The organism is Vibrio sp. DNB22_10_4, assembly GCF_052879755.1.
Window position 1 is genome coordinate 1,077,564 of sequence record NZ_JBNNXW010000001.1, and the last position, 22,660, is coordinate 1,100,223.

At 43.7% G+C, this 22,660-nt stretch carries 22 protein-coding genes; 17 read left to right on the plus strand and 5 right to left on the minus strand.

Going from position 1 to position 22,660, the window contains the following annotated elements; all coding sequences use genetic code 11:
- The first annotated feature begins 32 nt into the window (after positions 1–32).
- From nrdG to ACVA6Q_RS04680, 3 genes are all read left to right on the plus strand, one after another.
- Positions 33–503, plus strand: coding sequence for an anaerobic ribonucleoside-triphosphate reductase-activating protein (nrdG, locus tag ACVA6Q_RS04670; protein ID WP_446646688.1), 471 nt, complete (start codon positions 33–35; stop codon positions 501–503).
- A 228-nt stretch (positions 504–731) separates the two neighbouring features.
- Positions 732–1,919, plus strand: a complete 1,188-nt coding sequence (locus ACVA6Q_RS04675; RefSeq protein ID WP_446646689.1) for an amino acid aminotransferase — start codon at positions 732–734, stop codon at positions 1,917–1,919.
- A 41-nt stretch (positions 1,920–1,960) separates the two neighbouring features.
- Complete coding sequence (locus tag ACVA6Q_RS04680) at positions 1,961–2,644, plus strand: putative ATP-dependent zinc protease (protein WP_446646690.1); 684 nt, start codon at positions 1,961–1,963, stop codon at positions 2,642–2,644.
- A 75-nt stretch (positions 2,645–2,719) separates the two neighbouring features.
- Here ACVA6Q_RS04680 and ACVA6Q_RS04685 read toward each other — a convergent pair whose 3' ends face one another.
- Positions 2,720–3,256, minus strand: coding sequence for a hypothetical protein (locus ACVA6Q_RS04685; RefSeq protein WP_353499328.1), 537 nt, complete (start codon positions 3,254–3,256; stop codon positions 2,720–2,722).
- Positions 3,257–3,495: 239 nt separating this feature from the next.
- Between ACVA6Q_RS04685 and ACVA6Q_RS04690 the strand changes: the two genes are divergently transcribed.
- From ACVA6Q_RS04690 to modC, 4 genes are read left to right on the plus strand one after another with little or no spacing between them, the layout of a single operon-like run.
- Positions 3,496–4,983 (plus strand): cobyric acid synthase, encoded by a 1,488-nt coding sequence (locus ACVA6Q_RS04690; protein ID WP_446646691.1) that lies wholly within the window; start codon positions 3,496–3,498, stop codon positions 4,981–4,983.
- A gap of 16 nt (positions 4,984–4,999) precedes the next feature.
- A complete protein-coding gene (gene modA, locus ACVA6Q_RS04695; protein ID WP_446646692.1) occupies positions 5,000–5,776 on the plus strand; it encodes a molybdate ABC transporter substrate-binding protein in 777 nt (258 codons plus the stop codon).
- Between the two features lies 1 nt (position 5,777).
- Positions 5,778–6,470 carry a molybdate ABC transporter permease subunit gene (gene modB / locus ACVA6Q_RS04700; protein ID WP_446646693.1) on the plus strand — a complete coding sequence of 231 codons (693 nt, stop codon included), beginning with the start codon at positions 5,778–5,780 and terminating at the stop codon, positions 6,468–6,470.
- Positions 6,467–7,579, plus strand: coding sequence for a molybdenum ABC transporter ATP-binding protein ModC (gene modC, locus ACVA6Q_RS04705; protein WP_446646694.1), 1,113 nt, complete (start codon positions 6,467–6,469; stop codon positions 7,577–7,579). The genes modB and modC overlap by 4 nt, the downstream gene beginning before the upstream one ends.
- Positions 7,580–7,622: 43 nt before the next feature.
- Here the strand turns inward: modC and ACVA6Q_RS04710 are convergent, their stop codons facing one another.
- The gene (locus ACVA6Q_RS04710) at positions 7,623–8,060 is read right to left on the minus strand and encodes a DUF3069 domain-containing protein (RefSeq protein WP_353499323.1); all 438 of its coding nucleotides are present in this window, start codon (positions 8,058–8,060) and stop codon (positions 7,623–7,625) included.
- Between the two features lie 214 nt (positions 8,061–8,274).
- Between ACVA6Q_RS04710 and ACVA6Q_RS04715 the strand changes: the two genes are divergently transcribed.
- On the plus strand, positions 8,275–9,258 hold the full coding sequence (locus ACVA6Q_RS04715; protein WP_446646695.1) for a GGDEF domain-containing protein: 984 nt from the start codon (positions 8,275–8,277) through the stop codon (positions 9,256–9,258).
- A gap of 205 nt (positions 9,259–9,463) precedes the next feature.
- On the plus strand, positions 9,464–10,420 hold the full coding sequence (locus ACVA6Q_RS04720) for a Solitary outer membrane autotransporter beta-barrel domain (protein WP_353499321.1): 957 nt from the start codon (positions 9,464–9,466) through the stop codon (positions 10,418–10,420).
- A gap of 24 nt (positions 10,421–10,444) precedes the next feature.
- Here the strand turns inward: ACVA6Q_RS04720 and ACVA6Q_RS04725 are convergent, their stop codons facing one another.
- Positions 10,445–11,683 carry a GGDEF domain-containing protein gene (locus ACVA6Q_RS04725; protein WP_353499320.1) on the minus strand — a complete coding sequence of 413 codons (1,239 nt, stop codon included), beginning with the start codon at positions 11,681–11,683 and terminating at the stop codon, positions 10,445–10,447.
- Between the two features lie 308 nt (positions 11,684–11,991).
- Between ACVA6Q_RS04725 and ACVA6Q_RS04730 the strand changes: the two genes are divergently transcribed.
- The 8 genes from ACVA6Q_RS04730 (at position 11,992) to ACVA6Q_RS04765 (ending at position 20,246) form a co-directional block, all read left to right on the plus strand.
- A complete protein-coding gene (locus ACVA6Q_RS04730) occupies positions 11,992–12,267 on the plus strand; it encodes an HlyU family transcriptional regulator (protein WP_353499319.1) in 276 nt (91 codons plus the stop codon).
- Between the two features lie 413 nt (positions 12,268–12,680).
- Positions 12,681–14,219 carry a Re/Si-specific NAD(P)(+) transhydrogenase subunit alpha gene (locus ACVA6Q_RS04735; RefSeq protein WP_446646696.1) on the plus strand — a complete coding sequence of 513 codons (1,539 nt, stop codon included), beginning with the start codon at positions 12,681–12,683 and terminating at the stop codon, positions 14,217–14,219.
- Positions 14,220–14,228: 9 nt separating this feature from the next.
- Positions 14,229–15,632 carry a Re/Si-specific NAD(P)(+) transhydrogenase subunit beta gene (gene pntB, locus ACVA6Q_RS04740; RefSeq protein WP_353499317.1) on the plus strand — a complete coding sequence of 468 codons (1,404 nt, stop codon included), beginning with the start codon at positions 14,229–14,231 and terminating at the stop codon, positions 15,630–15,632.
- A gap of 236 nt (positions 15,633–15,868) precedes the next feature.
- The gene (gene vxrA / locus ACVA6Q_RS04745; RefSeq protein WP_353500199.1) at positions 15,869–17,263 is read left to right on the plus strand and encodes a sensor histidine kinase VxrA; all 1,395 of its coding nucleotides are present in this window, start codon (positions 15,869–15,871) and stop codon (positions 17,261–17,263) included.
- Positions 17,238–17,897, plus strand: a complete 660-nt coding sequence (gene vxrB / locus ACVA6Q_RS04750; protein WP_353499316.1) for a response regulator transcription factor VxrB — start codon at positions 17,238–17,240, stop codon at positions 17,895–17,897. Before vxrA ends, vxrB begins: the two co-directional genes overlap by 26 nt.
- Complete coding sequence (locus tag ACVA6Q_RS04755; protein ID WP_353499315.1) at positions 17,897–18,775, plus strand: DUF2861 family protein; 879 nt, start codon at positions 17,897–17,899, stop codon at positions 18,773–18,775. Before vxrB ends, ACVA6Q_RS04755 begins: the two co-directional genes overlap by 1 nt.
- A gap of 93 nt (positions 18,776–18,868) precedes the next feature.
- Entirely contained in the window at positions 18,869–20,014 is a 1,146-nt protein-coding gene (locus ACVA6Q_RS04760) for a conjugal transfer protein TraF (protein WP_429760713.1), read from the plus strand.
- Positions 20,015–20,090: 76 nt separating this feature from the next.
- Positions 20,091–20,246 carry a YoaH family protein gene (locus tag ACVA6Q_RS04765; protein ID WP_353499313.1) on the plus strand — a complete coding sequence of 52 codons (156 nt, stop codon included), beginning with the start codon at positions 20,091–20,093 and terminating at the stop codon, positions 20,244–20,246.
- Positions 20,247–21,704: 1,458 nt separating this feature from the next.
- Here ACVA6Q_RS04765 and yciH read toward each other — a convergent pair.
- The gene (gene yciH, locus ACVA6Q_RS04770; protein WP_353499312.1) at positions 21,705–22,016 is read right to left on the minus strand and encodes a stress response translation initiation inhibitor YciH; all 312 of its coding nucleotides are present in this window, start codon (positions 22,014–22,016) and stop codon (positions 21,705–21,707) included.
- Between the two features lies 1 nt (position 22,017).
- The gene (locus ACVA6Q_RS04775; protein WP_042495946.1) at positions 22,018–22,386 is read right to left on the minus strand and encodes a DUF3319 domain-containing protein; all 369 of its coding nucleotides are present in this window, start codon (positions 22,384–22,386) and stop codon (positions 22,018–22,020) included.
- Positions 22,387–22,660 lie beyond the last annotated feature (274 nt).

Consider the following 22,660-nt stretch of genomic DNA (forward strand, 5'->3'; position numbering starts at 1 on the left):
AACAAAGAAGTCAGTAAAGAGAGTTACAACCCATGAATTATCACCAGTATCATCCAATCGACGTGGTCAATGGACCTGGTACGCGTTGTACTCTCTTTGTTTCTGGTTGTGTGCATCAATGCCGTGGTTGTTATAATCAGTCGACTCTGTCATTGCATTCTGGTCATTTGTTTACCCAAGAGCTTGAAGACCAAATCATAGCAGACTTAAACGACAGTCGAATTAGAAAGCGCGGTCTGTCGTTATCTGGGGGAGATCCACTTCATCCTGCGAATGTGAGCGCTGTACTTAAACTGGTGGAGCGTGTACGAGCAGAGTGTGAAGGAAAGGATATTTGGCTTTGGACTGGGTATGTGCTTGCAGACCTGAGTGCAGAACAAAAGCAAGTGGTTGATCTTATCGATGTGCTGGTGGATGGCAAATTCGAGAAAGATCTCGCCGATCCAGAGTTAGAATGGCGCGGAAGTGCAAACCAGGTTATACACCGATTTACAAATCTATAACATTGGTTATGCAAAAATAAGGAGCTTCGGCTCCTTTTTTAATGCCGCAGAGCACTTAATTTCATTGGAACTGATGATCTTTTATGCAACATATTGAGAGGAGTTAATCTGGTTTACAGTTAGGTTTACAGAATGAATCGCCCTCACCAATAACAAAACTATTTCAATATTTTTAATCTAATGATAACGTGAAGGCCATTGCTTGAATTTCAAAGGGTTGTGACTTTCATGTTCTCTCAGTTACCCGAGCCAGTGCTCGATCCTATTCTTTCTCTTTCCGTAGCTTACCGAAATGATCCTCGTACCGACAAAGTCGATCTTGGCATTGGTGTATATAGAAATAGCGACGGTCAAACTCCAATCATGAAGGCTATTGCCGAAGCTCAGCGCATTGTGACTTCAGAGCAACAGACTAAAGCCTACGTTGGCCTTGCCGGATGTGAAGAATTCAACCAAAGCATCGCGAAAGTGGTTTTTGGTGAAACACCTATTTACGACCGTATGTCGGTCATTCAAACCCCTGGTGCAAGTGGTGGCTTGCGTATGCTGGGTGACCTAATGAATGTAGCTGCTCCAGGTACAACAGTGTGGTTATCAAACCCAAGCTATGTAAACCATAAGCCTGTTATGGAAGCTGCTGGCTTGCAGGTTAAGTTTTATCGTTACTTCGATGTAGCAACAAAGCAAGTGGATCGAGATGCGATGCTGACCGATCTTAGTCAAGCAGGTCAGGGCGATGTAGTATTGCTGCATGGTTGTTGCCACAATCCAACAGGCGCGGACATTGCGCTAGACGACTGGAAAGCCATCACCGAGCTTAGCGTTAAAAACGGTTTTGTTCCTTTTGTCGATGTTGCTTACCAAGGTTTTGGTGATGGGCTAGAGCAAGATGCATTGGGTCTTCGTCACATGGCAGAAAATGTGGAAGAGATGCTGTTGACTACGTCTTGTTCCAAAAACTTTGGCTTGTACCGTGAGCGTACAGGTGCAGCGATTGTCATTGGAAAAAACGCAGCTGAAGCGAATAATGCTAAAGGTAAGCTGCTAACGCTTGCGCGTTCAACATACACCATGCCACCTGACCACGGTGCGGCGCTGGTTAAAACGATTCTAAAAGATGACCATTTAACTACTATGTGGACAACAGAGCTTTCTGAGATGCAACAACGACTTGTATCTTTGCGTGATGGCTTATGTAAAGCAGTGAAGCAAACTGGCTCATCGACTGATTTTGACTTCATCATGTCTCACAAAGGCATGTTTACTGTGCTAGGATTTACAGCAGAGCAAATGCAACGATTGCGCACGGACTATGCTATTTATGGTGTTGACGATGGCCGTATTAACATCGCTGGACTTTCTGAGTCTCAATTGCCATATGTTGCCGATGCATTAGCCGCTGTTAGTCAAAAATAAAGACGACAATAGAAACTACTAAAAATAATAAAGGTGAATGAATGAAACCTTGGAAAGCGATATTACCGTTAATGTTATCTGGTGGCTTGGTTGCGTGTTCGACAACACCGACACAAACTCCGCCACCGGTTGAGCCACCGGCAGCAGAAGCGACGCCAGAAGCACCAAAAGCTGAACCGGTTGAGCCAGAAGTAAAACCGGAAGAGAAGGTGACTGAAGCGAAACCGGAAAAGCCGGAGGAGCCAGTAAAAGAAACCAAACCAGCGGAGAAGCCAAAGCCAGCTCCAGTTAAGAGTGACGACGGCAAGTTAATCTTAGGTGAGCAAGAATATGTTCGCCTTATGGATATGAAAGTGACGACAAAGGCACGTGTCGATACTGGTGCGACAACCTCTTCGCTTAGCGCCGTTGATATTGTCCCATTTGAGCGTGATGGTAAAGATTGGGTTAAATTTAAAGTGAAGCACGATGGTGTGGAATCTAAAGAAGTATCGATGCCAGTTGACCGTTGGGTAAAAGTAAAGCAGTCAAGCTCAGAAGAGAGTGATAAGCGCCCAGTCATCGTTTCGGTGATTAAAATTGGTGACATGACTAGCAAGACGGAATTTACTCTTGCTGATAGAACCCACCTAAAATACCCAGTATTATTAGGTAGAAGTTTCTTTAGAGATGTGGCAATTGTAGACGTAAGCCGTAAATACGTTCAGCCAAAACCAACTAAATAAAACAAAAGGGCTTTCCATATTTGGAAAGCCCTTTTTAATTCTTCGCAGCGTGGCGAATAGATAATATCGTAGAGTTTAGAAGCCAAACTCTACGGACATCTGTACTTGAGGACCGTAAATACCGCTATCTTTGATGTCTGCACCTAGTGATAGTGCGTCAGTAGAGTGGAAACGCGCGCCCACACTCCAAATAAACACGGTATCATCACGGCGATTTAGCATACCGACTTGACCTACACCTTCAACATTCTGAAGAAGCCAAACGCGTGAACCGATATTGAACTCAGACATAAATTCGCTATCAAATTTTTCGTCGTCCTTGGTTTTCACATTGTGCACCAAAAGTTGACCGAAAACATCGGCGAATTGACCAATAGGGCCGTTAAAGCCTAAACCACCGGCAACATCCCAGTCACCTTCAAAGCGACTGTCTGCACGAGCAATAATATGCGTATTTTCCGTAAAGAAGGTCGTAAACTCAGCTCCTACTGTACCTGGGTTAGCACCTAAGCGGACTTCGAAAGAGTTATAGTTAAAATTGTTCGCTTGAACCAGCGTAGGGGCGGCAACTGCCAATGTTAACAGCGCAGCTCGACTTGCTTTACCTAGCATGAGGACTCCATGATAAAAAGATATCGATATAATCTCGAATTTTGAATTGACTAAGTATATAAAAAAACTAATTGCAAAATACAGACCATTTTAACGATATCGAGAGCTTGTAGGCATAATTGACGAAGCTTTAGCCAATTGGGTGTCGAATAATTCGTTAAGTTTCAATGTGAAGCGTTGGTCGTGATGAGTAAAAAAGGTAAACTAATCGAACTATTGATTAAGGAAATTTGCACGATATGCGCCGCACTTCACAAGCACTTATGGTTCAAGGCACGACATCCGATGCGGGTAAAAGTGTATTAGTGGCAGGGTTATGCCGCGTTCTAGCACGCCAAGGGATAATGGTTGCCCCATTTAAACCACAAAATATGGCATTAAACAGTGCAGTTACTGAAGATGGCGGTGAAATTGGACGCGCTCAGGCGGTTCAAGCCCAAGCTGCGAATGTAGTGGCTACCGTTGATATGAATCCGGTGTTGATAAAGCCAAACTCTGATACTGGCGCGCAAATAATTATCCAAGGCAAAGCCCATGCGAATATGGACGCAGTGGGTTTTCATGATTACAAACGCTTTGCTATGCCTTATGTGCTTGACTCGTTTGAGAAGCTTAGTAGCCGTTTTGATTCCGTGGTTATTGAAGGCGCAGGTAGCCCAGCAGAGATTAACCTCAGAGCGAATGACATCGCCAATATGGGGTTCGCAGAAGAAGCAGATATTCCTGTTATTATCGTCGCAGACATAGACCGAGGTGGTGTTTTCGCCCATCTTTACGGCACCCTGGCCTTATTATCGGAATCTGAGCAGCAGCGCGTGAAGGGTTTTGTCATCAATCGTTTTCGTGGTGATATATCATTACTAGAACCGGGTTTAGATTGGCTAGAGGAAAAAACGGGTAAGCCCGTTATCGGTGTATTACCTTTTTTGCATGGCCTAAATATCGAAGCAGAAGACGCCATAGATGCCTCACATGATATTAAGTCCAGTACAAAGCTCAGTGTCGCAGTCCCTGTATTAACGCGCATCAGCAATCACACCGACTTTGATGCACTTCGTCTGCATCCTGATATCGATTTTAGATATGTAGGTAAAGGTGAACGTTTAGATAACGCTGATTTAATTGTATTGCCTGGGACTAAATCTGTGCGCGATGATCTTGCTTATCTTCGAGAGCAGGGGTGGGATAAAGATATCTACAAGCATTTGCGTTTTGGCGGCAAAGTGATGGGGATCTGCGGAGGTTATCAAATGCTTGGCCATACTATTGCAGATCCAAAAGGAATAGAAGGCTCAGCTGGAAGTAGTGATGGCTTGAACCTGCTTCAACTCGACACTGTATTGGAAAGTGAGAAGCAGCTTACCAACGTTAATGGAACCCTTACTCTTGAAAATCGCTCTGCAACTTTCTCTGGCTATGAAATTCATGCAGGCCGATCAACTGTTGGCGACAAGCAGCCGGTTAGCTTTGATGATAAGCAGCTTGATGGAGCGGTCAGCAGTGACAATCAAGTGTTTGGCACCTACGTACATGGTTTCTTTGATTCTCCGGAAGTGACTCAGTTGGTCTGCCGCTGGGTGAACGGAGCGGATATTGAGTCGTTTGCGATCAACGATGAGAAAGAGTCGGCCATCGATAGAATCGCGGATGCGATTGAACAGCATCTAGACCTTGTAAAACTGTGGCCTGATCTTGAATTATCAGGGCAAAAAGATAAAGAGTTCTGAAGAGGAAACGCCTTTAATGCGCACTGTAATTACTCTGCTTTTAGTTACGCTGTCACAGATTGCAATGGTTCAACCTGCAATGGCTAAACCACTCACCGTATTTGCTGCAAGCTCTATGACCAATGCAGTCAATGAACTCGCTCAAACGTTTGAACATGAGTATGGCATTGAAGTAAGGGCAGTGTACGCGGGCTCATCTTCATTGGCGAGACAGATTCAAAGAGAGGCGCCAGCGGATGTGTTCATTTCTGCCAACGCGCGCTGGGTTGATTATCTCGTGTCCCAAAAGGTGATCAGCTCAGATGATATTCAACATATCGCCAGAAATAAGTTGGTTCTAATCACTAGCAAATTAAAGGGTGAAGTAAGGTCATTTGATATTTCAAACCAAAGTGATTGGCAGCGATACCTTAATGATGACCGAATAGCAATCGGACAAGTTAACGCAGTACCAGCGGGTATTTACGCGAAACAGGCATTGGAATCGTTAAAGCTGTGGTCAACTGTGCGTAGTCAATTAGCGCCGGTGAACAATGTAAGGCAGGTTCTGGCACTCGTGGATAGGAAAGAGGCACCTTTAGGTATCGTATACAGTTCGGATTTAATGGCTAGTGACGGCGTCACTAAACTGGCTGAATTTCCGGCTTCGAGTCACGATGCTATCGACTATCCTTTAGTGACACTCAACCATGACATGCAGACCAAGCAGTTTGCTGAGTTTGTCGCTTCAGAACAAGGGCAAACCATATTAAGACAACATGGATTTATCACAGATAAGGAAGCAAATCTTTAATATGCTGACTGACTATGAAGTTGAAGCGATACAACTCAGTGTGAAAGTGGCCGGTGTCGCCATTCTCTGGTTGATTCCAATTGGCGTATTTTTCGCGTGGCTACTAAGCAAAAAGCATTTCATTGGTAAAAGTGTTTTAGACAGCGTGATTCATTTGCCCTTAGTTCTGCCGCCGGTTGTCGTGGGTTATTTGCTTTTGGTTTCCATGGGAAAGCAAGGGGTCATAGGCCAGTTTATTTATCAGCTAACTGGAGTTAGTTTTAGTTTTAGCTGGCGAGGTGCAGTATTAGCCTGCATTATCGTTGCGCTGCCCTTGATGGTTCGTTCCATTCGCTTGTCGATGGATAGTGTCGATCACAAGCTAGAACAGGCCGCTAGAACGCTAGGCGCATCACCGAGAAAGGTGTTTTTCACCATCACGCTACCGCTTGTTATTCCGGGAATTATTAGCGGTACCATGCTGTCGTTCGCTCGAAGCCTTGGTGAGTTTGGCGCAACGATCAGTTTTGTATCGAATATTCCCGGTGAAACTCAAACGATCCCTTTAGCCATGTACAGTTTTCTAGAAACCCCAGGCGCTGAAGACGCAGCGATGAGACTGTGTATCATCTCTATTGTGATATCGCTAGCGTCACTCTATTTTTCTGAATCGCTTAACCGCTGGGTGGCACGCCGCTTAGGAGTGACACAATGACAAGGTTAGATATCGATGTAACCAAAAAATTTGGTGAGCAAGCATTCCATCTAAAAGCTTCATTGCCTTCGAGTGGTATCAGTGCCGTCTTTGGGCGCTCTGGCGCGGGTAAGACCACGTTAATAAACCTTATTAGTGGGTTAGTCCAACCAGATTCAGGGCATATTCGCTTTAATGGTCGAACGATATTTGATTCCAGCCAGGGTATTGACCTTGCGATAGAAAAGCGAGAAATAGGCTATGTATTCCAAGACGCACGTTTATTCCCTCATTTGTCTGTAGAGCGTAATCTGCGTTACGGGGTCACTAAAGCTGATGCAGGGCATTTTAGTGAAATCGTAGAGCTGCTTGCTATTGAGCCGCTTTTGAATCGCTATCCAAGTTCGTTGTCTGGAGGGGAGAAACAGCGAGTTGCTATCGGACGCGCACTACTGAGAAAGCCTAAGGTATTGCTCATGGATGAACCATTAGCGTCACTTGATAATCCGAGAAAGCGCGAGTTAATGCCTTTTCTAGAAGCACTGTCGAGTCGTGTTGATATCCCGATTCTATACGTGACACATAGCCTTAATGAGATTTTGCGACTGGCACAGCACCTGGTCATTATTGATGAGGGTTGCATTGTCGAATCCGGTTTGATTGAGCATGTATGGGGTACGAAAATCATGCAATCGTGGCAATCGTTTTCTGACAAAAGCGCACTATTTAAAGGTGAGGTGGTCGCTCAAAATGATACGTATGGCCTGACGAAAGTGGCGTTAACGAACGATCACTACTTATGGGTGCAGCGAACGGAAGCGGCCGTCGGTGAAACGGTGCGATTGCGAGTTAGAGCTAACGACGTTTCAATTGCACTAAGCCGAGCGATAAATACGTCCATTCGAAATATTTTACCTTGTACCATCAAAACCATTGCTCAGGGCGGAAAAGGAACCCCAAGACAAAGTGTTGAAGTGGTATTGTCTTTAGGAGGTCGCTGTGAACTTGTTGCGACGGTTACCCAGTGGGCAGTGGATGACCTGCAATTGAACGTAGGCCAATCGGTGTACGCTCAAATTAAAGGTGTGAGTGTCGCGCAAAAAGACGTCGCGCTTGAACCCCACCTATAAAAAAAGCCACATGACAATGTGGCTTTTTGATCTTCTATAGCGATTACTTCACGAATACTTCTTTGAAGTCACGCTTTAGAATCGCGTCACGACGCGCTTTCTTGATTTGCTTAACCATGTCTTTGATGCAGTTTTGCAGTACTTTATCAAGAAGCTCAGCTTTGTAAGATTCTTTGTCTTCGTCGCTCATATCTGCTGGAAGTTCCATTGTTGTAAACTCTTCAAGAGCGCTTACACCAGCGAAAGCTTGGCTGACCGAGATCAACGCGTGGAACTGTTCAAAGTTGTCTAGGATGTTTTGAGCACTGGCTGGCAGTGAATCCCATGCTTCACGAACCGCTTCTTCAGTTACTTCGTGAATCGATACTACCATGTTGTAAAGCTCTTCTGGCACCTCGTCAAATAGGATAACCTGCTTAAGCTCAGCGGATATCGTTTCTAGGTCTACGATTGGGGTTTCAGTATTTTGTGTGTCAGACATGCAGCTTTCTCTGTATAACGTTTATCGATAATCCTGCGATTACCTTCCTAAAAGACAATAATAATCCAACTCATTAGATAATGCCCAGCCAAAACTACGTTTTCGGCCTAAACAAGCTGTTATTATTGCGATTTTTGTGGGACTGTTTGAATATTGTCCTAATATGTGGTTTATATTAACAATACATCGGCGTAATACAAAGACAAGGATGCTTATGATGTCCATAGAATCTTCGATGAAAATACTCCTCGTTGATGACGCTCAGTTGGAAAGAATGCAGTTGCAGATACGCCTCAAACAACTGGGGCATGAGGTTGAGGTTGCAGCGAGTGGGCGAGAGGCTCTCGCGCTTTATCCGACGTTTGACCCTGAGTTGGTGCTCCTAGATATCTCAATGCCTGAAATGGACGGGTTTGAAGTCGCCTCAGAGATACGTCAACGCTACAAAGCCGATTGGATCCCTATCATTTTCCTAAGTAGTCACGATGAGCCGGAAATGATCGCTAAAGCGATCGATGCGGGTGGTGACGATTATCTTGTAAAACCCGTCAACAAGATTGTGTTGCAATCAAAATTGATTGCTATGCAGCGTATTGCTCACATGAGACGTGAGTTAAAACAAGCCAGTTCTCAGTTGGAAGAAGCGAACCGAGCGCTTCAGCATCAAGCAAATGAAGATGGCCTAACCAAACTGTTTAATCGCCGTTATATGGATCAAAAATTGACCGAGCTGATCCAGTGGCACGGCCGACATCAAATGCCGCTTTCTGTGATTCTAATGGATGTCGATCATTTCAAAGCGTTCAACGATAACTACGGACATACCGAAGGCGACCAGTGTTTAATTAATATTGCTCAGTTTTTAGACGTCATGTTCATCCGTTCTGGTGAGTATGTAGGGCGTTATGGTGGGGAGGAGTTCGTTATATTGCTCAGTCGAAGTGATATAGCCGAAGCAGAAGGAAATGCAGCACGAGTAAAAGACGGGATAGTATCGTTGAACATTCCACACGAGTACTCTCAAACTGCAGATAGAGTGACGCTGTCACTTGGTGTTTATAGTGCTATCCCAACAGGGACTGAATCCATTAATGAGCTGTATGAAAGAGCCGACAAGCTGCTCTATCAAGCGAAACGAAGTGGTCGTAATCGCTACGTATTGCAGCTAGAGAGCGATATCATTAGTACGACTTCATAATATCTCTTATCCTATCAATGGTTGTTAAAACAACGACTAAGCACTTATTCAAAGTGATTGGTTAAGACGAATTTTAGCTACCGTCATGACAAAGCGTTACTTTATCGGGTGATGCTTTTGCTATTCTTAGCCTTAGGCTCGATTCAAGTAAGTAAATTAATAAGCCAGTTAGTCAGGTTTTTAGTGGTTCATTTATGAGGTTGTTTTGTTAAAAGTCTCTCAAAGCTTTGTGGCTGCAGCGATAATTTGTCACTTTTCAGCTCAGGCTGACCCGGAGTTTAGGGACATCTTCGAAGAGGACTTTGCTGCCGCAATTATTCTTACGGACAGTGAAGCTTTGACGCTCGGGTTTAAAGACTTTGATCCCAATACCGTATTTAATATCGACAACGAAAATATTGGTTCCCAAGACGCACTCGACAAGCGCAAGAATATTGCTGTATCAGCATTGCCTCTTACTTTCGATCTTTCCGACGATAAGATGTTCCAACAACGTGCTGTCATACGCTTTTCTGCGCTTAGGATTGAAGATCAAATTATAGATGGGCCAGATAGCCACAGAAAATATGTCCTCGGTGTCTTTAGTGGTTATGAGCAAGAAATCAACTTTACACCAAACTGGACATTTGAAACTGGCGTCGGTATCCATCTTCAATACCTCAATAGTAATTACGATTTTCAATCCCCATTTTCCAAGTTGTTTCAGCCTTTTATTGATGGAAAGCTTGTGAATACAACGGCTTGGTCGACATCGATTCAACCAAAAGTCGGATTCAATTACACCAAAGATAAAGACTGGGGTGAGGTGAAATTTAGATCTAACTTTAACTACTTTTCTGGTTATGGTTGGGGACAAGCAAATGATGGAGATGTTGGCACGCCGGAAGGATGGTATTGGTCAAATGAGGCGAAGCTCTTTTATGATGTGACTGACTGGGGTCGCTCGATTCAAACGGTTTATACCAGTATACGAAGAGTCGATATCGGCGGTGACACAATAGGGATATTAGGCTCGAGTCATTACTATGAAGGGACGGTGGGTTGGTTGCTAACGCCGCCATTTCACATTCCGATGGTCGACAATGTTGGAATTGGACTCAGCGTCAATTACGGTAGTGACTTGAAAGGGGGCAGTATAGTACTGTTCTTTAACCAGGAGTAACGTCTTTGATTGAGAACAATGTGGTTATCGCGCGCACTGTACTTGGTTTCGGCCTTTCTCTTTAGCGCTGTAAAGCGCTTTATCCGCCTTTTTAAGCACGTCTTCAGGTTTGCGAGTCGTCTTGCTGTCGGCTGCACCAATACTAACAGTGACACTCACCGTTGACTGATCATTTTTAGTTCCGCGCTTTTTCACGCCTTGTTTTGTATTGGCAGGGCGCTTGGTCTCGTCTCGAATAACCATCTGATAGTCTTGAATTTGCTCACGCAGTTCATCCAAGTAGGGTTTACTATCTTTTGCAGTTTTACCTTTGAACAAGATAGTGAACTCCTCACCACCATAACGGTATACTTTTGCATTACCACCAACACCAGTCATGCGTGATGCGACCAGTTTAAGTACGTCATCACCAGTATCGTGACCGTAAGTATCATTGAATGATTTAAAGTGATCAACATCGAGCATAGCGATGGTGAACTTTCTTCCCAAATGCTTCATGTCCATTTCGAGTGCGCGTCGGCCTGGTATGTTTGTCAATCGATCGTTGAACGCCATTTGATGACTAGCGGAAATGACGTAAATAATGATCAATACACCTGATAACGAAAATAGCGTGCTCGAAATGTAAGGGATATGAAAGAAGATGAACGTGCCGCCTGCCATAAATATTGAGGCGAAGACTGCAGCGTCAATAGGGCGGTTGTAGTTAAGCAGAAATATACCAGTCGCCCCGACTATCGCTACAGTAAAAAGCACTAAAACCAATGGTAGCCGTGAGATTTGAGGAAACGCCATCAGCAAGTCACTTTCAAACCCTAGAAATCCACCGCCAGCAAAATGAGACAGTATTAGTGCGGTCCAGCCAACGAAGCTCATAATCGTAACACCAAAGATCGCCATGCCGCGGCTAATTACACCAGTGTCAGAAAACAGATAAACGAGACAGCAAGAAACTGGGAGCAACAAACTCAACAATGACAACTCGAGTAATGTAGTGCCAGAACTTAGTGGACTTTGCAGACGAACTTGCACGACTAAGTAAGCAAGTAGCATTGATAGGGCCACCATTGCCATTCGAGACTGCTTAAAAGTGTGGCTAAGCGCGATTGCCGTAGCAAACAAGATATAAGGGAGGTTGGTGACGAAGCCGGAGTTAGCTTGAGTAGCGTCAATGATGTGATTTACACCAGCCAATACACCAATCATCATCAACACGGGCATGAAGAGACGAAATAGGTTTGAACTGGTAAAAGAGGTCGCCATTAAATAAGAACTCAGGTACTTCAATAGAGATTATTATACAGTGCTTTAGCATACGGTAATTTAATGTTTTGCCAAGTATTTTGTCATTTAGAAGTCCAAAACCTGATCCTTTCCCGCAATGTTTATAAAAATACGGTTTGCAATTAAATGTTTAGAAATTTCATGTCATTAGAAACCATAGAATCGCTACGGGAATAATCAATTCAATTCGGCATTAGCTCGACAACTTTGCGAGATTCAAGTTGACCCTAAAATGGAAAATAGCGAACATGAGCTTTTATAAGATAACTTGCCGTTAAGGAAAGCCTGTGGGACTGTTTTCAAAATTGTTTGGTGGCGGTAAATCGCCAGAGCCAAAGCAAGTCGAACCTGTTGAGTACAAAGGGTTCCTCATTTACCAAGAAGCCATTGCAGAAAATGGCCAATATCGTATTGCTGGTCGAATCACTAAGACATTTGACGACGAAGTCAAAGAACACAGATTCATTCGCTCTGATGTACTCGGAACCGAGGGTGACGCCAATGAACTCATGCTTAAGAAAGCGCAAATGTTCATAGACCAAATGGGTGAGAAGATTTTCTAACCCCTATTTTTGATGCATTTTTGTTCTGGAAAGACCAGTTTCAGTTGATTGATTTAATTGACGTTGGTCATCTGTTTGCAGCAAATATTGTCATAATATGACCTACTTACACGAAAATTTCCCAAGTATAGGTAATATTGCACTGGTATGACCTCTAATTTGGGGTTTTCGTGTGGTTTTTTTACTAGATAGGTTTGTTTAAAAGTCATTACTTTCCGTTATATGTAATGAAATTATGTCTTTTAGTTACAAATAGCTTGATGTTACGAACCCAGTTGGTTAAAAAAGAACAATACTTCTGCCAATAGTTAAGGAATGGCTATGCAAATTGGCGTGCCAAAATGCTCCAAGCACCCCTTTGACTTCTGTTTGGTAAGAAAAGTATTCACAAGTTGATACACAAGGAGTCAGTTTTGTTGATAGGTGTGCCAAGAGAAACCCTCGCGGGAGAAACGCGAGTCGCTGCAACGCCGAAATCGGTCGAGCAGCTTTTAAAGCTGGGATTTGATGTCTCAGTGGAATCGCAAGCGGGTGTGCTTGCAAGCTTCGACGACGCAGTTTATGAAGCTGCTGGAGCAACGATTATCTCATCACAAGAAGTTTGGCAGTCAGACTTAGTTCTGAAAGTAAATGCGCCAAATGATGAAGAGATTGAATCACTTAAAGAAGGCGCGAGCCTGATTAGTTTTGTTTGGCCAGCACAAAATCCAGAGTTAATGGAAAAGCTCTCTAGCAAAAACATTAACGTTATGGCTATGGATGCGGTACCGCGTATTTCTCGTGCTCAAGCTCTTGATGCACTAAGTTCTATGGCGAACATTGCAGGTTATCGTGCCGTTGTTGAAGCAGCACACGAGTTTGGCCGATTCTTCACAGGTCAAATTACTGCGGCAGGCAAAGTACCACCTGCTAAAGTATTCGTAGCCGGTGCCGGTGTGGCGGGTCTTGCAGCAATCGGTGCTGCAGGTAGCTTAGGTGCGATTGTTCGCTCGTTTGACGTTCGACCAGAAGTAAAAGAGCAAGTTGAGTCAATGGGCGCTGAGTTCCTAGAAGTTGACTACCAAGAAAATACGGGCTCTGGCGATGGTTACGCCAAAGAGATGTCTGATGACTTCAATAAAAAAGCTGCCGAGCTTTATATGGAGCAAGCTAAAGACGTCGATATCATCATCACAACGGCACTTATTCCTGGCCGTCCAGCTCCAAAACTTGTCACTAAAGAAATGGTTGACGCCATGAAACCGGGTAGCGTTATCGTTGACCTCGCTGCAGCCAACGGCGGTAACTGTGAATACACAGTCGCAGATCAAGTGATTACTACTGACAACGGTGTAAAAGTGATCGGTTACACCGACATGGTTGGTCGTCTACCTACTCAGTCTTCTCAGCTTTACGCGACAAACCTTGTTAACCTTCTAAAACTGCTCTGCAAAGAAAAAGATGGCAACATCGACATCAACTTTGAAGATGTCGTTCTTCGTGGTGTTACTGTCGTGAAAGAAGGCGAGGTCACATGGCCTGCGCCACCTATTCAAGTTTCAGCACAACCTGAAGCGCCAAAAGCGCAAGCACCAAAACCAGCTGAAAAAGTAGAAGAGCCGACTTCTCCGGTTAAAAAACTGGCTGGACTTGTGGCGGCACTAGGTGTATTTGGTTGGATTGCATCCGTTGCACCTGCAGCATTCCTATCTCACTTTACGGTATTTGTACTGGCTTGTGTTGTCGGTTACTACGTTGTATGGAACGTAACTCACGCTCTACATACACCGCTGATGTCAGTTACAAATGCGATCTCGGGCATTATCGTAGTTGGTGCACTGCTACAGATAGGTCAAGGCAATGGCGTTGTCTCTTTCTTGGCGTTCATCGCTGTATTGATTGCCAGTATCAACATTTTCGGTGGTTTCACCGTCACCAAGCGCATGCTTGAAATGTTCCGTAAAGATAAATAAGGAGTCACAATGTCTGCAGGATTAGTACAAGCAGCCTACATTGTAGCTGCACTATTTTTTATCATGAGTTTGGCGGGACTGTCTAAGCAAGAGTCAGCTCGCAACGGTAACTACTACGGTATCGCGGGTATGACGATCGCACTGATTGCGACGATCTTCAGCCCAGATGCGCAAGGCTTTGCATGGATCATTGTTGCAATGGTGATCGGTGCTGCGATTGGTATTTTCTACGCTAAGAAAGTAGAAATGACTGAAATGCCAGAACTGGTTGCGATTCTTCACAGTTTTGTGGGTTTGGCAGCTGTGCTTGTTGGTTACAACAGCTATATCGATCCACCTGCAATTCCAAATGTAGAAACATTGGCAGCAGCTGAAGTTCACGCTCACCACGTTATTCACCTAGTAGAAGTGTTCTTAGGTGTGTTCATCGGTGCAGTGACCTTTACTGGTTCTATTGTTGCTTTCGGAAAACTACGCGGTGTAATTTCATCGTCGCCACTGAATATCCCTCATAAGCACAAGTGGAATCTCGCAGCTGTCGTTGTTTCAACACTGCTAATGATCTACTTCGTGAAAGCTGATGGCAGCATGTTCGCGTTATTAGTGATGACGGCGATTGCTCTTGTGTTTGGTTACCACTTGGTTGCGTCTATCGGTGGTGCCGATATGCCAGTTGTGGTTTCAATGCTGAACTCATACTCTGGTTGGGCGGCGGCAGCGGCAGGTTTCATGTTGTCGAACGACCTTCTAATTGTAACGGGTGCATTGGTAGGCTCATCAGGTGCCATTCTTTCTTACATCATGTGTAAAGCGATGAACCGCTCATTCGTCAGTGTTATTGCTGGCGGCTTTGGTCAAGAAATCGTCATTTCTAGTGATGAAGAGCAAGGCGAACACCGCGAGACAACAGCTGAAGAAGTGGCAGAGATGCTGAAAAACAGTAAGTCTGTCATCATTACCCCTGGATACGGCATGGCGGTTGCGCAAGCTCAGTACCCAGTCCATGAGATTACTGAAAAGCTTCGTGCACAAGGTATTGAAGTTCGCTTCGGTATTCACCCAGTAGCGGGTCGTCTACCAGGTCACATGAACGTACTACTAGCAGAAGCAAAAGTACCTTATGACATCGTGCTTGAAATGGACGAGCTCAATGATGACTTTGGCGAAACTGATACTGTTCTTGTTATCGGTGCGAACGATACGGTCAACCCGGCGGCACTTGAGGATCCAAACAGCCCAATTGCTGGTATGCCAGTACTTGAAGTTTGGAACGCGCAAAACGTTATTGTATTTAAACGTTCGATGAACACCGGTTATGCAGGCGTTCAAAACCCACTGTTCTTCAAAGAAAACACGTCGATGCTATTTGGCGATGCGAAAGACAGTGTCGATGCGATTTCAAAAGCGCTTTAAGACGATATAAGTCAATACAAGCTCTTAACTCTCAAAAGCCAGCGATTGCTGGCTTTTTTTGTACACATTTACATCAACAAACAGTGAATTAACAAAATAATTGCGTGCACTTAGCTTTCTTCTTGTCGATAATGTGTAAAAATCCATGCCAACAAACGATCTACAAGACGCGTCTTTTGAAGAACTTACTTTACACCTTATTGCTGTCACTGCCTCTGAGTTATTCCCACACGGTAATGGCTGAGTCTTTGCCTGAACGAATCGATAAGTTCGTAGAGTTTTTCGATTATGAACAAGCGACCGCTTCATACGATGTTCGAGTCATTCAAGCCGATTACCCGACGCAGCTACTTACGCCGGTGTCTATGTTACCGCAAACGACGAAGTATCCTCTGAAAGAAATACAGCAGTTATATCGTTTAGCAGAAAACTGCAGCGGCACTTTGCCACTAAGCCCATTGATTACGGAGCCTTTAGTATACACTCGGGCTATGTGTGGCGGACGTCAGCTTTCGACTAAATGGTTTGCTCGAAGTGGTTTGATTCACCCCGGGGGAGGTACTTATGCGGCGCGGTATATCATCAAGTATCCGGATAAAAAAGACGTGCTGCAAAAGTACATGCACATTAAGGAGCGTGAACTTGCACCGCCAGGCTCTCTGTTAGGGCGCTTGCAAATTATGGATGAAGCAACGGTGATCTCTCTAATTCGTGGCTCATCTATGTTTGTCGAGAACTCAGAACTTTGGCTAAGGCGAGGGGATAGTTACTATTTGTTTGACTCGGCAATGTGGCGCGAGAATGCCAAGCAAGCTGGATTGAACTTTAAATTAGCTTCACAGACAAATACTTGTTTTGTACAACGAGGCAACTTGTGTTGGGAAGTAGAAGATCATTCTGATGTACTAAGAATCAGTATGATCGTACTGATCATTGCCAATATCTTGCTGGTCATCGGTTGGTCGATATATCGTTGGAACTCTAAACGACAAGAGATGAAAAGTCGTATGTTGGTTCTGCAAATATTGACTCATGAGTTACGTACCCCAATCGCGAGTCTATCTTTAACTGTTGAAGGTTTTCGTCGAGAATTTGAGCACTTACCAGAAACTGTATATGATGAGTTTCGACGTCTTTGTGAAGATACTCGCCGACTGCGACAATTGGCGGAGGCCAGTAAAGACTATTTGCAGTCCGATAATAAGCCGTTAGCGACTGAATGGCTGCCTTCTGTTCAGGATTGGCTAAGCTATAAAGCAGAAGAAGAGTTTGAAGCTGACGTAAAATTGACTATTAATCAAGATGTAGCCGCTAAGATTAACATCTATTGGCTTGGAACCTGCATCGATAACTTGATTCGCAACGCAATTAAATATGGTGTTGCACCTGTGAGCGTCAATGTCGTGACGTCATCGAACTCACTCAAAATTGAAGTGATAGACAACGGACAGTTAACAGCTAAGGACTGGCGAGAGCTTCGTAAGCCATTTGTAAGTAAGGCCGGATTAGGGCTAGGACTTACAATAGTAGAATCCATGGTTGGCCGAATGGGCGGTAAAATGTCCCTAGTTGGCCCACCAACAACTTTTATATTGGAGATACCTTGTGAAACAGACACTGCTACTTGTTGAAGACGACAAGAATCTAGCTGATGGCCTATTGGTAAGTTTGGAACTAGCGGGTTACAACGTCCTGCACGCCGAGCTTATTTCTCAGGTCGAACAGTATTGGGAACAAGCAGACTTGGTAATTCTCGACAGACAGCTTCCTGATGGTGATTCGGTACAGCACCTAGCTGGTTGGAAGCAAACCAAAGATGTTCCAGTTATTTTGCTCACTGCATTAGTGACCGTGAAAGATAAAGTAACCGGTCTTGATGCGGGTGCAAACGACTACCTCACAAAACCATTCGCTGAAGCAGAGCTTTTTGCACGTATTCGTGCTCAGCTTCGTGCTCCAGAAGCGGATGCTGAAGATGCCTCTAAAGTAGTGACAGATAGCCTTGTTATCGACAAAGCTACTCGTGAAGTAAATTACAAAGGTGATCTTATTACGCTGACCCGTACTGAGTTCGATTTGCTGTTGTTCTTAGCTAGCAACTTAGGTCGTGTGTTTACTCGTGATGAACTGCTTGATCACGTATGGGGTTACAATCACTTCCCAACGACACGTACTGTTGATACACACGTACTTCAGCTTCGTCAAAAACTTCCAGGATTGGAAATTGAAACACTTCGCGGTGTTGGCTACAAAATGAAGGGCTAATGGTTAACGCACGTAAACTTGCAATCATAGCGTTACTGTCGGCATCAACATCTGTTGGTGCCGATTGGTTTGAGGGAACCTCAACCATTTCTCAAGCGCATAAGCATTTGCTCAATAATGATCTGGAATCTATGTTTCAATCGTTAGTTGAAGAGTGGCAACAGCAGCCAAGTAAAAGCATAAGATCGCATATCAATAAGCTGTTTCTGCAATCACTCAGTGTAGATTGCGGTAAAGGCTATTCATCGCAGCCATTACCTGATTGGGTTGAAAATGTTGTAGTGAAGCAGCAAACAATTCAAAGTCCAGGTCGAGATACTTATTTATCAACGATTGAACTGGACTCAAATAAAGTAGTTTCGGAAATTAGCCTTAAGCGTTGGGTTGATAAACGAGTATCTAACGACAGTGAGTTCTATGTTACTGGAAGTAGTGACGGTGTCACTGATGAGACCACTTACGGTATTCGCTATAACTTAGCATCGCCACTAGAAGTCGGTTTATATCGTCTAGATGTTTCACTAGTTAACGGTGAGAGTTGGAGCCAATGGCTAATATTGACTAATCAAGCGTTAAAACAAACGGTTAGATGGGCATCAAAAGACAAGTGGCAGGTAGAAAAGAACGCGCTTCTCAACCCATATTGCCCGTTGCCAAAACTTGAAGTCGGACTATTTGATTACATCGATGGCAAATATACTCAGGTCTGGGGACAGGAATACGAATCAGATTATCCAACCACACTTGATACGAAAGGTATTGCACCAGATCGATATGTGTTAGCAGTTTCTATGAAGCAAAGTCGCTGGCAAGGCCCAATTCGATTTGAACGCGCGCAGATCATAAACAAGACATTTGATGTATCTGCAGACGAGTAACACATTTTCACTAATTTCCTAGCATACACGCTAAAGAATTTATAATTGACGCCGTTAATACCTACACAAAGGATTAACGGCGTTATTTTTTATATGAAGACCAAACTAAAAACCCTCGCTTTTCTCGTTACTACAGCAACGGCATCAAACCAACTCGTAGCGTCGACACTTTCGATCGATGCCAGAGGAGATGCAATGGGGGGCACTGGCGTTGTGTCGGCTTCATATTTAACCGCTCCTTTCTACAATCCAGCTCTAACGGCCATTTACCGCCGTAATGACGACGCAGGTATGTTGGTACCAAGTTTAGGGATCAGCTACGATGATCAAGACCAATTACTCGACAAAGTCGATGATGCATTCAGTGCTGCGGATCGAAATGACGCGGCAGCAACGCAAGCAGCGTTACAAGCGTTAGATGGTACGCAAGCTAAAGTTGATTTTGGAGGGGCTGTTGCATTTGGTCTTCCAAATCGATTTATTGCAGCGAATATATTTGGAAAAGCTTACATCGAAAATGTAGCAACGCCTGATATTGCACCAGATCTGGGTGACCCTGTAACACAGGCGCAGAATACTGCGATTAAAACTGCATCTGTTGCGGTAACAGAAGTTGGGTTATCGTTAGCTAAATACCAAACCTTGTTTGGCCAACACTTCTCATTTGGTATCTCACCAAAACTGCAACGGATCTACACCTACACCAGTGTGAATTCACTACAAGATTTTAAGTTTGACAATATTCGTGAGGATTCTACGGGTGAAACTGCGTTTAACTTAGATGCAGGTGCTCTGTGGTTTCATGGCCCTTTTAGAGCGGGCATATCTGCGAGAAACCTGTTTTCAAGAAATATAGACACTAAAAGTGGTTTCGTTACTGTAGGTGGACGCGATGTTGCCTATGGCTATCAATATCAATTACAGCCGCTCTACACAGTAGGCGCTGGCTTTATTGCAGACTATTTCCAGCTATCTATCGACTACGATCTGAACAAAGAAAATAAATTCACCCAATTTGATGACGACGTGCAAATGTTCCGTGCTGGTATTGAGGTCGATTTAGTTCGTCAAATACAGTTAAGGGGAGGGTATCACAAAAACCTCGCCCGAGATTCTGAAGGAACATTAACTGCGGGTATCGGACTAAGTCCACTTAACCTATTTGAACTTTCCGTTGCGGCAAGCTATACATCTCCACAAGCGATGGGTGCATCGGTCAACTTCCTAGCAACCTACTAATCTAAATGACTTGCGCTTAACCTGAATTCGTCTATAGTCCTCCAATCACAAATGTCCGTTGTAACTGGAGGACTATATGTTTGATGACTTACCAACCTTAAGCCATGAACAACAACAAGCGGCTGTCGAAAAAATTCAAGAGCTCATGAAGCAGGGCATTAGTACTGCCCAAGCTATCAAGATAGTAGCGGAAGAAATTCGTGAAGATATGAGCAATAAAGAAGACAAATAGTCGCGATTAGCATAATCAGCCCACCAAACGGTGGGTTTTTTTGTGCCCGGAATCCACCTATATAAAAATCCAATAAGTCATCTTTCGCGGCGACGCAACATTGTTCCTAACATATAAATTCCATACACACACAGTTAAAACAATAACTTACCATAGCATAAAACACTATCGTGGCAATCTTAGGTTTGCGGTTGTGTAATTTAGTTACAGGCTGATTTTCTTTAGTGTAAACCACTAGAGTTTTATGCTGCTTTTAACGCGGAACTTTCAGAGACAGTAGGTGTTTACAAACTTACTAGCTTTGAATGCGCACTTTCTTTTAGATCCGTTGGGCAACTATTGATTTTCTTGCCAGCACAAGGGCATATTTAATTAAAGTTCTCATGTTACGCTGTAACCAATCTGATTAATGTCGTGTTGTTCGGTTTTCATTTCAGAGTCGATCAAGTGTTTTAACTCAGTTAAGAACGGTACAAAAATTCTAATCAGCAGTAGATTAAGTGATTACGTCATGCGCACTGATAGGTTTCACTTTAACGCACTATAACTAGTTATTTCTGGATGCTAACTATTGCTACGGCCACATATTGCTTTACTTGAGTTTTCTAAATTACATAACGTCTAAGGTAAAGAACTAAACCCAATGAACCACCAGTATGGGTTACGTTGTAACTGAATTTTATTTCGCGGATTTGCTACAAAAGCTGTATGTTCGAATATCAAAAGAAACGACAGATTTTCAGCTCACTATTGAACCATGAGTGATAGGAACTAAAGGAATGATTGTTAATGACCAACAACAGTAGGTTTTGAACGGATAATTCGATAGCGGCAAAGATTTCGCCCATTAGTCACCGAATACAGCAGAGGAGGAATTTGTAGGTTGATTCACTAGTGGCATTATGAATCAACCACCATTAGCGAAAGCGATCATCATAACGGCGGTTGCATGGATGGGCTTGAGTTGCATGAACCTAGCTTTGAACACCATAATTTGCCAGGTGATTTAGTAGGCGTCTGACATGTTGAGTAGAGATATGCAAAATATCAGCAGCGTCGATTTGTCTTAAACGTTTTTCTCGCACATCAGTCAGGACTTTGAATCGATTAATCTCGTGATCACTCATAGCAATTAACATCAGTTTAGGTCCTCATAAGCCAACGATGATTAAAGCTTAGGAGGACATTTTAAAGTTGCTCAAACCGGACATTACTATATTGCTCTTACAACCTTAGTGCGCATTATGTATATTATGTTAAATGGAGTGTGAGGGAGCTTGATTTGTTTACCTTTCTCGCTCCTCTATCCCTCAAACATGTTCAATTTAACCATAACGGCGATTTACCATAAAATACCTAATAACCACATTATCTTAATCTGCGATTTAGATAATGTGGTTCTAGATACAGAAAAGCCAGCACCTGAATTATGCTGGCTTTTGCTTTATTCTGGTTTGATTAACCGCCGGCTAACTTTACTGTGTAGCCTTTCTTTTCAAGAGCGGCTTTAATCTTATCTCGGGCATCGCCTTGGATTTCGATAGCGCCATCTTTTACTGAGCCGCCACAGCCACAAACTTTTTTAAGTTCTGCTGCAAGTAACTTGAGCGGCGCATCATCTAGGTCTAAACCAGTGATGATCGAAACTCCTTTTCCTTTGCGGCCTTTAGTCTGTTTTTGGATTCGAACAATGCCATCGCCTTTTGGACGCTCTGGCTTTTGTTTTTCTTCTTTGATACGGCCTGTTTCCGTTGAGTATACGAGAGTCATATTATTTCTTTGCTAGTTCGGCTTTTTTCTTTGCAATTAGGTACGCTTCGATATGTCTTTGTATAGCAAGCTTACCACCTTTGATAAGTTTACCATTAAACATACAGTACCAGGCGTTGTTTTCACCCGTATCATTACGAATAGTAAAGCCGTTGAAGTTTTCTTGAGCACCTTTCGCTGGGGCTTTTTCGGAACTTGCGGCTAATGTCGCTGGGTCAATGATCGACGCGGTGTCGCACCACCAGTCAATGCTCTTTTTTACAGCAGCAAGATTACCCTGTAATTCGCGGTTTTTAATAGTGACTTTCCATGTTTGATTGGAAGAGCCGATAGATTTAAGGGTAAACCCTCGATAACTCGCTAGAGCCATAAAGACTTTTCTCTTGTATCGTTGTAGTAACACTGTCCACCTGACATGTTATCAGGTATTGTAAGTCAATCAATTAAGTTATAGTGCATTAGTATGAAAAAAGACATCCCACAAATAACAGAACCTGACGAAGCTAACAGATTTAAAGGGTTGTTACGTTCTTCGATCAGCTATCAAGAGTTCGCTGACATGACTGCTAATTGTTACTCACGTAGTACAAATCTGGCTATGTCTAAAGATTGGCGCACTTTCAATGAGTTTTGTAACTTACATA